Genomic DNA, 12,559 nt, shown 5'->3' on the forward strand with positions numbered 1-12,559 from the left:
ATGAGCAAAACTGAAGAACCTGCTAGTGTCTCGCATGACGAAGATCTGCTCAATAAAACACAAGAAATAGAAATTTCTCAGGTACTATCGCCTGGAGATTGTTTAGTCGGGCGTTTTGAAATTCAAGCCATTCAAGGGCAAGGAAATCACGGAGTTGTTTATCGGGCAATGGATAAACAACTCTCTATACCTGTCGCGATTAAAGTCTTACATCCAGCACTCAGCGCTAATGAAAAGGCAATAGTCGATTTTAAAAATGAGCTATTGTTAGTTCGCCAATTAAGCCATCCTAATATTATTCGTGTTCATGAGTATTACCAGCAAGAAACGCTTCATTTTATTACCATGGACTGGATTGACGGAGAAAGTTTAGAAAGTGCATTAGCGAAGGAACGTTTGTCAGTTAACGATAAACTGTCAATTATCAGCCAATTAATGGCAGCAATTGACTTTGCTCAACAGGCGGGGATAACACATGGAGATATAAAACCTGACAATGTGTTATTAGATAAAAATTGTCGAGTGTTTGTTGCTGACTTTGGTCTGTCGGTGTTGGGTGGTAGCCAGAAGGCAGGTGTTATTTCTGCAAGCCCTTATTATTCGCCACCTGAATATCTACAATCGGCAAAAATTAATGCTACCACTGATCTATATGCGATAGGTGTGATAAGTTACCAATTGTGCTGTCTTAGTTTACCTTTTTCAGGCAAAAATTTAGATGAATTAATAACGAGTAAGCAAACGCGTTCATTAACTTTTTCAACCGAAGAGTCTAAACTTTCACACCTAGCGATATGGGTGCTTTCATTGATCTCACCAGATCCTTTAGCCAGGCCTCGCAATGTTGCAGAGGCGTCCAAGCAATTTTCGCAGCTGCAAGAAGAGGTAAAACCCGACAATAATAAAAAGATAGCTGGGGTAATCGCTATCTTGTCTGTTCTTATTTTTATCGTCACCTTTGCCTCTTTTCAATACTTACCTTCTGACGATCGTCAACCTAAAGATCATTATGGCATTGCTGTTTTACCTACGGGTACGAATGACGAGAACTTACTGAGGGATTATTCTCGCTATATAAGCTACCAGCTTGTTGAATTACCTTATTTACGTGTGATTAACCAAGAACGATTAACACAATTATTAAACCAGCTTGGGATAACGTTACCCTTATCAAATGCTAAAATTGAGTTGATAGCAGACTTACTTAAAGTGGATGTATTTGTTCAATTTGATATTGTGGTTAGCGGGAACCAGCAACAAGAAATTAACTTTAATCTACTGTCAGCCAAAGGGTTTAATATTACCAATGAACACCTTGTGACTATTCCATTTGATGAGCAAGTGTGGCGGAAAAGTACACAGGCCTTTTTGGAAGCAATTCAATTGAAATTCAAACCTCAAGACAGTGGGGAGCATAACTTACATTTTGATGAAAATACGCTTAAAGCATTGCTTCCGGTAAAACAATATATCCATGATGGACAGTTTGAATTAGCACAAGAATCACTAACGTCACTGCTTAATGATACGCCACAATCAGCAGAAATATGGCTACAGCAAGGGGAGTTATACTTACAACAAAACCTTACCTTAGAAGCAGAAGAGGCTTATGCAAAAGCGGCAAACCTGAGTACGACATTTTCCTATGTTACAACATTGGCCAGTGCAAGATTAAATGACTTAGCGGGTAAACTTGATGAAGCGCAAACGGATTATTTGTCACTAGTAAATGCATTTCCATATGATATCGCCTTAAAAATGATGTTGGCAGAGTTTTATTTATACACAGAACAACATGCTGAAATGGAAGCTTTATTACTTGATGTTGTGAAACTTGACCCTCACCACCCAACAGCTTGGTTTATGTTAGGCAAAGGAGCCTTTTTGCAAGGTAATTTTGATAAAGCGCTAGATGAATACTTTGTTAAAGCATTAGTGACAGCCAAAAAGCTAAAAAATCTCTACCAAGAAGGCGAAGCGTTAAATGCGTTTGGTGTGGTATATGGACAACAAGGTGAAATTGACTTGGCCTTTGACTACTATCAACAAGCGTTAACAGCTCGTACTGCTGCGGGGAACTTGGCTGGAGCTGCAACGACTATGACAAATTTAGCGGCTATGCATTTATCCATCGGTGAGTACAATGAAGCTAATACTTACTTAACTAAAAGTTTAAATATTTATCAACAACTTAATGATCAAGAAGGTTTGTCTAATAACTATAACGAATTAGGTGTATTAGCAGAAGAGCAGGCTTTGTATCAAGAAGCGCTCGACTATTATCGCCAAGCATTAGAAATTCGTGAAAACTTAAACAATCAATTATTGCAAGCTGAGAGTATGAATAACATTGGTTTCATGTTCTTTATGCTACAAGATGCCCAACATGCCTTAGTGTATTGGCGCCAAGCAGAGCAGTTATATCAAAAAATACAGTTTCCCCTCGGTATTGTTCATGTCCGTCAAAGCTTAGGGCAATTAGAGCTAGCTAAAGGAAATTGGCGCAACGCATATCATTTATTTAATAACGCCTTAAAAGATGCGGAGCAACTAAATAGTATTGAAGAGTCACTCGTCTCGCGCAGTTACTTATCGTTATTATCATTTATTCAAGGAAACTTTCAATCCAGTATTGACGAGTTGCTTGTGGTTTATAAGCAAGCCCAAAATATTCAAGATGTGAGAGCAATGGCAGAGTTTGGTTTATGGCTGGCTGACTGGTCAATTCAAATTGGTGATAGCGAAAAAGCTGAGCATTATCTTGATACTATCAATGAGGTTATTGAAGAGTATGGTAACAAAGAATATAAAAGTAAATTTAAGTATTTAAGGCAACAAAGTGTCCGCATGCAATTGCCCATCGCAACCGCCAATGACTTTCAAAGCGACAGTGAGGATATTGCTCATCAAACCTTGCTGATTCGTCAAGCAATGAACGAAGCTCGCTTTGTATTAAAACAAGGGAAACGAAATATTGCCCCATACCTTGCTGCTATTAGTGATATTGATTTTTCGTTAAATCAATATTTGTATATTGAATATTTAGAGTTACTTGCCGTTCAACAATATTTTAATGCTGATTGGTCTGCGTTAAAAGTAACGCTGCGCAATGCTGAATTACTGTTGCGTAAAATGGGAGGTTATTGGCGAAGTTTTCAGTTTGATCGCCTTCGTGCCCAACTGGCGATAGCAACACAACAATCTCCCGATAAATACCATGCTTTGGTGATTAAAAAACTAAGTGATTTGAGTGCTAATCTCCCGACAGAAAAGCAAAAAAATTTCCTTAATCAATTAAACTATTTTGATTTACAGGACGTGTTACAGGAATATATTCGCCATGACTGATAAGATTGAAATATCACAATTGATTGTCCAGTTAAATGAAAAACAACGTCAAATTGCACAGCAGTTGGACACTGGAAACGATCAAATGCGAGGCTTAGCAAAACGAGTATGGCGAGTGCAAGAAGATGAGCGCAAACATATTGCGCGCGAATTGCACGATGGTGTGGGTCAGTTGCTCACTGCGCTAATTAATCAACTACAGCAAACGCAGAAAAATAATGAAGGGAATGATCTTACCACTAGTATTGAATTAGCGAGACAAGCATTAGCGGATACCCGGACACTTTCCCGATTAATGCGACCGAGAATATTAGACGACTTAGGATTAATACCCGCACTTGAATGGTTAGTAAGAATAATGGCTGAGCCAGAATCGTTAACCATTGATTTGCATCACCAAGTAAATTATACCTTAGATGCTGATATGCAAACATTGGCCTTTCGAGTGATACAAGAAGCGTTAACGAATGCGATCAAACACGCCAATGCTGAATTAATCTCTGTTAATCTTATCGCGACTCAAGGGTTTTTTATGATAAAAGTGAAAGATAATGGCATCGGAATGGACATCACAAATAAGACTGCCGACACAGGCTTTGGCTTAAGTGCGATGAAAGACCGAGTTGCTGCGTTTGGTGGGCATTTAACTATCGCGACGCAGCCGTCATTAGGGTGCGAAATTAAAGTTTTAGTTACAGGTAAGGAGGCAACTTGATCAATGTATTGATAGCCGATGACCATACCATTTTGCGTCAAGGTTTGGTGAGTTTACTGAGTCGAGATGAAGAGATAAATGTTGTCGCCGAAGCAGCCGATGGTGTTCAAGCGGTTAATCAGGCGTTAGCACTCAAGCCAACAGTGATCGTAATTGACATCAGTATGCCTGAAATGAACGGTATGGAAGCGGTAAAGCGACTGCATGAACACTTACCTGAAGCGAAAGTCCTTGTTTTAACTATGCATGAAGAACAAGAATATGTTATTCATATGGTTAAAGCTGGGGCTTCTGGGTATTTGCTAAAAGATAGCGCCAGCGATGAGCTCATTGATGCGGTGAAAGCACTTGCTTCAGGAAAAACTTATTTTAGCCAATATGCAGCTAGTGTGTTGGCGTCTCAATACAGTCAACCTACTCAAACTTGGCAAGATCCATACAAAAACCTTACAAGCCGAGAGCGCGAAGTCTTCCATTTAATTATTGAAGGGAAAACTACGAAAGACATTGCCAGAGCCCTCGATATCAGCGTAAAAACAGCAGAAAATCATCGAGGAAAAGTGTTGGAAAAGCTCGCGGTTGCAAATGCTGCTGAACTTGTCCGATATGCAGCGAAAAACCACCTCTTGATATAAGTTTGATTTTTAATGTTTGTGCCTTTATACAGCCATAAAGTATTGCCGGTTTGTCACTCGGCTTAAACCAATAGCTCGACCTGTTGAGCCTTCTCTAATAAGCATATTTATTCGCAATCGATTGTATTAATTAACATGGTGTTGAAGTCAGCAGAGCTTATTTTTCTGATATTCAGGTGATTTATTTTATCTCTTCTGGGGGATTTCCCTGATTTCTATCCTCCTTATTGTTTGACATGCTCATGATGTTAAATACAAATAAGGTAACATCTAATGCGAAAAATAAAACTAAAGTATAAAGTATTACTTGCAGGTCTACTCGGCGCGGGTTTAAGCGTGATGACTATGCATGCAAATGCTAAATCTCAAGGACCAGAACTTACAAGGATTTTAACTAACGCGCAGGCACATGAAGTGTTTGAAGTTATTGTAACATTTAATGGTAGCGGAGCGATTGGCGCAGAACAACTACAAATACTTGAGTCAGCAGGTATCGTTGGTGGTGTCAGTTTTAAACAGTTACCTATTGTTGGCATTACAGCAACGAAAGCTCAAATAGATGAGATTTATGGGGCTGAGAATGTCCGTTCAATATGGTACAACGCGCCATTGACACTTGAAAATGAAAGTTCTACTGAAATAACTGGTGTAAACAGATTACGTGATGATGCCTCGATGCGTAACATGGGGGTGCCATATTCAGGTCGTGGTATCGGAGTGGTCGTCAATGATTCTGGTGTCGATGGCACTCACAGCGACATTAAATATCCAAATCATGTTGTACAAAATGTACTTGCTCAAACAAACCTACATTCATTATCTGATATTTTACCTATCACTTATCAAGAAGATACGGCAAATACTGATATTGCAGGGGGGCATGGATCTCACGTTGCAGGCATCATTGGTGGCAACGGTGCTATGTCAAGTGGCAAATATCAAGGTGTAGCACCTGGAGCGAAAATAGTTGGATATGGCTCAGGCGCAGGGCTATTCATTCTCGATACTATCGGTGGATTTGATTATGCTTTAACGCATCAGTATGACTATAACATACGTGTTATTTCCAATTCATTTGGCAGTACCAGTGATACAGGTACTGATTTTAATCCTGATCATCCAACAAATATTGCAACTAAAGCTTTGTCAGATCGAGGCGTAATTGTGGTCTTTTCAGCAGGAAATTCAGGTAGCGGTGAAGCTACCATTACCGGGAATTTCAAAAAAGCGCCATGGGTGATCACAGTAGCTGCGGGCGATAAAACAGGTAAGTTAGCTGATTTTAGTTCGCGAGGCGTAAAAGGAAAAGGAGGAACGGTTGTTGTAGAGGGTGAATCATTTTATTGGCAAGACCGACCAACAATTACAGCACCGGGGGTTGATGTTATATCTACGCGTGCATCATTATCAAGTTTAAGTGCTTTAAGTATTGCAGATGACAGTGAGATCATGGATGCGAATCATGTGCCTTACTATACTTCAATGAGTGGAACATCAATGGCCACGCCTCATGTTTCGGGGATTGTTGCTTTAATGTTAGAAGCCAATCCTAACTTGACTTGGCGTGAAGTAAAACACATTTTGCAGGCAACAGCGACAAATATGCCTGGTAGAGAATCTTGGGAAGTTGGTGCAGGTTACGTTAATGCTTATGCTGCAGTTAAGTCAGTGGCAAACTCTGAATTAGCTTTTGGCCAAACGGTTAAACAAGATCGTGAATTTAATAGTTATGCACAAACATCAGTTCAAGCTGAATATCAAGATTCGGTGCCATTTTCTCCCGTAGGTGAAAACAATGGCATTATTGTACCTGTGAATAGTGAAGCATCGATGATGATGGTGCGTGCTAATATATCAGAGAATACCGTAGGTTTATCGTTAACAAGTCCGTCTGGTAAGCGATACAGCTCTAGTATTGCCTTACCTGTTTTAGGCCAAAATATTGCAGTTACCGCACCAGCCGAAGCGGGTGATTGGCTATTAAAAGCACATGGCATAGGGGGGATTTCAGGGGTAGATGTTGATCCTATTGGCGCAACCAACGGATATGCAGTACCTGGTGATATTCCAGTGTTCATAAAGTTGATTAAAACAGATGGTTATGTTGGGCTTGATGACGTCGTCAATCACCCTGCTAAACCATATATCGAATATGCAGTTAGTGAAGAACTTGTTGATGCAACAACCATAGGGTTTAAACCTGATCAATTATTAACAAGACAAGCATTAGCTGACTTTTTAACTTTAGGTGCAGGTATTCGTCAATCACATCAAGCAGCTAACAAGTCATTTACTGATGTAAACGATCATTACTTAGCCGCAGTAAATGCTGTAAAAGAGCAAGGTGGTGCGTTACGAGATCGGGTGCAACAATCAGCTCCGGTAATGAAAAGTGAGCCTACATTTTTTAATCCTTTAGGCTCTGTCAGTCGAAATGATTTAGCATACTCATTGGTGCAATCGTTGGCATTACAAGACACCGCAGAGAGTTTTTCTGGTGAAATTACGGCTATATTCCAAGATCAACGCATCGTAATTGATGATCAGTACAGTATTCCTAACGAACTTAAAGGCTATGTACAACTAGCGTTGGATTTAGGTATTTTAAATGCGTATTTTGATATTCAGCAATCCGCTTACGAACTAGAGCCAACAATTACAGCTCGTTTTGAAGGTAACAATGCCATTAGCCGCGCAGATTATGCCGTTGCTATTTCACGATTTTTTAATAACTACCAAGAATAAATAAGTCACCCTAAAATCTCCCCACAATGAACTTTGCCCACTAATTTTTTAGTGGGCTTTTTTTCAATGTTCAATTAAAATGGCTTTCGTCAACTGTTTGAAGCCATTCAATGAATTACCTTTTCTTAGTCTTTCCATAGCTTTGATTCATTTTAAATAAGCATTAAGTAATAGAATTATTTAGATACATGGCTGCCAGTAGTGGTTCTGATTGCCAAAAAAGCCATGTTGAGTAGCGCATTACTATCGCGATAACGGGCTGATTATTATTTTTGCTGTTTTAATACAGTCTGTATGACGTCAAAGAGTCCTGATTAGCTTTAATCTTGCCTCAGTGCTTCTCAACTCGTTACTTTTTGGTATTTAATCCAGTTATTTTTGACATTATATGAAGGTAGGTAGCTGTCTAAATTGTACTGGTAGTTTTTAGGGGACAGGGTCGGATCAGTGTTATTTACTGCGTGAATCATTCTCGCTTGTTTTACGCTTACACATTTGAAGTCAAATATTCGAGTTACTGGTCTTAAATAGCTTATGGTAATGTCTTTTGAAGGCCAATTTTATTAACTATTATAATAGATATAACGATGAAATAGCGGAGCCTTTTTTCTTATCGCGGGATCACACGTTAGAAAAAATTTAGAGAGTAATAAATAAGGTAAGTAATAAATAGAGAGAATAACAAGTATAAAAAAACGGCACATGATGTGCCGTTTAATAGTAATACCAACGGATATTAATTTTCGTACATATTCGACATGGTAAGGTCAATAGTGTAGTCAGTTGTTATACTTATGTAACCTTTTACTCTTAAAAAGTAGGTACCAGCAGATGATGGACGAAAACTAATTTCTTCCGGATTCTCTAAAGAAGCACTGTTTGCAACCACATCACCATTAGGACCGACAAGTTCAAAGTCTAAATCAGCAGCACCCGACCAACTTAAAACGGCATTCACCAAAGAAGTGTTGTCCAAAACGTCAATAAGGTGATCATTCACTTGAACGTTTTCTGCCGAAGGTCCCATCGTGCCTGAAATTTGCGATTCAAGGTTTTCAATACTTGTATTCGCAGCAACTAATTGACCGTCAAGTTCAACACCGTCAAAAGTAATCCTACCGTTTACATGTTTTAACGTAACGGAATGCACCTGATTCGGGTCTAAATCTCGTATGGCAAAAGTATTCACTGCTTTGGTTGGTGAATAATAATCAATCATGCCTTTACTTTTTCCGTCGACAAACACTTCTGCATGACCATTTATACGCGAAGAAAGATAGTTTATTTTGATACTATCCCCGATAAAGCTAAAAGAAGCTTCGGATTTTTTACTTTTAGACTTCTTAAATGAATTATCATCACTTAGCTCACTTTCAACGGATTTCCATTTACTCAAGTAATTGATTTCATTTGAATCTTCGCTAGTGGCTAACCACTCACCTTGACTCGACCAGTCAGTATCGCCGTTCATGAAGTCATTTCGTTCGCCAACAGTATTTCTGGCCAGTTCAACGGCATTCTTAACATTGATATAACCAGCACCAACTTGATGTACTTGATAGTCAGGCATAGCATCAGCAGTTTGCTTTAAAATGCTTTCTATTTGATCCGGTGATAAATCTGGGTTGACTTCCAACAGTAAGCCAACAACACCAGCAACAAAGGGGGTTGCCATTGACGTTCCGCTCATTGAGGCATAATAAACATGGTACTCAGGATGTGCTGGATCAATGATTGGTCCTAGTGCTGGTAAAGGGGTATTTACTGCACGTGTTGATACTATGCCACTGCCAGGTGCGGTAATGTCAGGTGTTTTAATCCAATCACCCGCAACGCCTCGACTTGAAAAATCTGCAAGGCCTTTACTTGGTGTGCCTGCAGCCACATTAATAACCCAAGGTGCGATGGCATATTGATTTAAGGTGTTGTCATCAGGCCCGCTATTTGACGCGGCAAATGTTACAACAATACCTTTTTTATAAGCAGTATACGACGCTTGGTTGATAGGGTTGTTGGGATCAAAATTATTGCCATCGCCACCTCCCCAACTATTGGTGATAACGTCAATGCTATAACGATCGCTATTAGCAATGGCATAGTCAAAACCAGCTAAAGAGTAAAGTATAGAAATTGCTTCGCCGGCACCTAACCCGACAAGTTTAGCACCAGGGGCAATACCATCATGATAAAAAGCACGCCTTTCATCATTGCGTGATGCTTCACCTGAGCCAGCTACAGTACCACCTACGTGTGTACCATGACCTGAGCTGGTGTCTGTGTTTGGTTGGGCTTCTAAAAATAAATTCATTCCACCAGCAAGATCTAAATCGCCCGCTATTTTTACGTTTTGAATTGTTTTTTCGCCCAACTTTAAATCTGGATGTGTAGCATCAACTCCCGAATCAAGCACCGCAATAGTTGTACCTGCGCCTGTAACTCCCTCCATATCATGGATATAATGCCCTTCAGTAACTTCACCTGAAGTGTAATTGTAATATTCAAGTGCCGCATCATAATAGATACTTTTTACTCGTGCATCGGCTGAAAGTTGTTGGATTTGTGCTTTTGATAACGAAGCACCAGCCATTGGTAATGTGGTTAATGATAAGTAGGGAACATTTAGTGTTGCCATGACATGTTCCATTTCTTCACGATCGTAAGTGGAGACTATGACTTTCGTTTGGCCAGTGAGGGTTGGCAAAATGTTTTGTAATTTTGAACCTAAAATGGCATCGGCATTTGCGTTAAAAGCTGTAAGTGCTGAGATAGTAATCGCTAGTAATTTTTTGTTCATGATACTTCCTATAAAAAATAGTTGACTCAGTCACTGTCCCTAAAACTAGCTAGGAAAGGTATCAGGATAAACCCCTGTTTTTGTTTTTTTTATCCCTTAGTTAGTGAAATTGCAGTTAATAAAGTACGGGCAGTCGATTGACTCTTCTTTGCAGGCAACACGTTTGTTAGGTATTGAGATAGTGTTTGATTGAATGCTATTAGTTATATTGCTAAAGTCACTTTTTCTCACTAATTAAGTCCGAAATTAAAACAAAAGAAAAACTTGTTAATTAATTGTAAAATACAGTGTTATTTCCCACATGGGCAAACGTTAATTTTATTGCAGAGCTGATAATTTTTAATGTGTGCAATGGCAATAATAAATGCAGCTATTGCTGTTAACGTTTTTTCGCCCATTTCGCCTAAATAGCTTTCCCCAAAGATAAGCGCTGAAACTAAAAGCATCAACCAAAATTGAAGCTAGGTGCTGAGCAGAATCTATTTGAGATTTAAACGGTCAAACCAACTCAGTGACTGATCACAAACTGGCTATGCTTTTTGTTGAGCTTAATTGCCTATGAGTTTGAGACCAAAAATGACTAGAAATTTGATTAATGGCATTAGACTCTGCATTAAAAAGTATTGCAAAACCAATACCTGAATTTGGTGAGTAACCTATATCCGCTCTAAAACCTTCTACCCAACCCGAGTGATATATTAATTCAGTGTTGGCTAATTGATATATTCGCCAACCATAACCATAATGCGCATCAGTTAAATGTTCACGCCAAAATCTTCTTCGTAAATCTCTTTTGGTTTTGACTCGTGGAGTTGTGACTTCTTTGATAAGTTTCTCTGATATAACTTTTGGGTTATGTCCTAAATTTGCAATTAACCATTGAGCTAAATCAGAAATGCTCGAATTAACGCCCGCCGCAGGAGCAACGTTATAAAAATCAGGTTCGACATTAACTTTACGCCAAGTATAAGTCTTTAATTTTTTGCCATGTTTATCTTTATGCTTGGATAAGGTAGTTTTTCTGAGTACGTGAGGTTTAGCTGAGTTTTGTTGTTGACTGAACTCTTCAATACCTACAGAACTATCATTCATTTTAAGCGGTTTAAAAATTCTTTCTTCCAGTAACGTTGAGTAGCTTTTATTTTGACTCGTTTCAATAGCAGGTTGTAACAATCCATAAAGTATATTTTGATACCCATAACACTTCTCAGGCTGGCAAATAGGGGCTATTCGATTAAAACGACCAATAATTTTATCCATACTCCAGTTTTCGTGGAGTAAGTTGTCATAAGCATTTGGCATCAATCCACTTGAATGACTTAATAAATGTTTAAGTTGAATTTTTTCTGCAGCCCCTTTTTTTGCTAATGAAAAATGTGGAACATATTTAGTAATAGGATCGGATAAATTGATTACTTGCTCTTGTGCTAGCATCGTTGTAATCGTTGACGCAAAGGTCTTTGAAACCGACGCTAAACGAAATATAGTGTTTTTATCAATAGGTTGAGATTTTTCTTTGTCAATATAACCAAATGTTTCTAGGGCTATAATTTTGTTGTTTTTTACAATGACATAAGCTGCACCCGGAATACTATATTTTTGGAGTTGTTGAGCGACATGCGCTGAAAATTCATTATTTACCTCAACAAGTGGCTTAGCCTGTGAAAGCGAACTGAAAAAAATAAGGAAAAAAATACAATGAACTCGAGTAAACACGACTATGTCCCCTTTTAAAAAGGAGGTGATTCTATCGAGTAAGTTGCTAGATAAAAAGGGAAACATATATTTTTTAAGTAATGTATTTATTTCTCTTGAGAATAGATTAAACAAGAACTGATGATTAAGGGCACTATCATACACCTAAAACTCCTATTTTTATGCGATTTTACACAAAATATCGATAACTATTATTTAATATAATAGCTAAAAAACTCAAACGAAATATGCCGAATTAAGCAGGGGAAAATGGTGCCGACTGCCGGAGTCGAACTGCCAAACCTGCTTAGCTACTGATTCATCAGTAGGCCAGTTCCATATACAATAGATACAAAAAAGCCCTAACCGAAGTTAGGGCTGCTTTTCTCCAAATAAGGAATGGTGCCGACTGCCGGAGTCGAACTGCCAAACCTGCTTAGCTACTGATTCATCAGTAGGCCAGTTCCAATACAATAGATACAAAAAAGCCCTAACCGAAGTTAGGGCTGCTTTTCTCCAAATAAGGAATGGTGCCGACTGCCGGAGTCGAACTGCCAAACCTGCTTAGCGACTGATTCATCAGTAGGCCAGTTCCATATACAATAGATACAAAAAAGCCCTAACCGA

General features: G+C 38.9%; 6 protein-coding genes. 4 read left to right on the forward strand and 2 right to left on the reverse strand.

The features are described 5' to 3' along the window. The 4 genes from ABXH06_RS05225 (at position 1) to ABXH06_RS05240 (ending at position 7,443) form a co-directional block, all read left to right on the forward strand. Complete coding sequence (locus ABXH06_RS05225) at positions 1-3,348, forward strand: protein kinase domain-containing protein (protein WP_353517508.1); 3,348 nt, start codon at positions 1-3, stop codon at positions 3,346-3,348. After that, on the forward strand, positions 3,341-4,063 hold the full coding sequence (locus ABXH06_RS05230; RefSeq protein ID WP_353517509.1) for a sensor histidine kinase: 723 nt from the start codon (positions 3,341-3,343) through the stop codon (positions 4,061-4,063). Before ABXH06_RS05225 ends, ABXH06_RS05230 begins: the two co-directional genes overlap by 8 nt. Further along, positions 4,060-4,698: a response regulator transcription factor gene (locus ABXH06_RS05235; RefSeq protein ID WP_353517510.1), complete on the forward strand. Its 639-nt coding sequence runs from the start codon at positions 4,060-4,062 to the stop codon at positions 4,696-4,698. Before ABXH06_RS05230 ends, ABXH06_RS05235 begins: the two co-directional genes overlap by 4 nt. A gap of 273 nt (positions 4,699-4,971) precedes the next feature. Next, positions 4,972-7,443 carry a S8 family serine peptidase gene (locus ABXH06_RS05240; RefSeq protein WP_353517511.1) on the forward strand — a complete coding sequence of 824 codons (2,472 nt, stop codon included), beginning with the start codon at positions 4,972-4,974 and terminating at the stop codon, positions 7,441-7,443. A gap of 736 nt (positions 7,444-8,179) precedes the next feature. Here the strand turns inward: ABXH06_RS05240 and ABXH06_RS05245 are convergent. Both ABXH06_RS05245 and ABXH06_RS05250 read right to left on the reverse strand, forming a co-directional pair. Next, positions 8,180-10,237 (reverse strand): S8 family serine peptidase, encoded by a 2,058-nt coding sequence (locus tag ABXH06_RS05245; RefSeq protein ID WP_353517512.1) that lies wholly within the window; start codon positions 10,235-10,237, stop codon positions 8,180-8,182. 519 nt (positions 10,238-10,756) lie between these two features. After that, positions 10,757-11,953 carry a serine hydrolase domain-containing protein gene (locus tag ABXH06_RS05250; protein ID WP_353517513.1) on the reverse strand — a complete coding sequence of 399 codons (1,197 nt, stop codon included), beginning with the start codon at positions 11,951-11,953 and terminating at the stop codon, positions 10,757-10,759. Between the last annotated feature and the right edge of the window lie 606 nt (positions 11,954-12,559).

It is taken from the genome of Thalassotalea sp. SU-HH00458, assembly GCF_040362795.1.
GTDB classification, from domain to species: domain Bacteria; phylum Pseudomonadota; class Gammaproteobacteria; order Enterobacterales; family Alteromonadaceae; genus Thalassotalea_H; species Thalassotalea_H castellviae.

Excerpts from the sequence above, each read along its gene's own strand:
- ABXH06_RS05225 (WP_353517508.1), top strand. The coding sequence starts at position 1 with ATGAGCAAAACTGAAGAACCTGCTAGTGTCTCGCATGACGAAGATCTG.
- ABXH06_RS05230 (WP_353517509.1), top strand. The coding sequence starts at position 3,341 with ATGACTGATAAGATTGAAATATCACAATTGATTGTCCAGTTAAATGAA.
- ABXH06_RS05245 (WP_353517512.1), bottom strand. The coding sequence starts at position 10,237 with ATGAACAAAAAATTACTAGCGATTACTATCTCAGCACTTACAGCTTTT.
- ABXH06_RS05240 (WP_353517511.1), top strand. The coding sequence starts at position 4,972 with ATGCGAAAAATAAAACTAAAGTATAAAGTATTACTTGCAGGTCTACTC.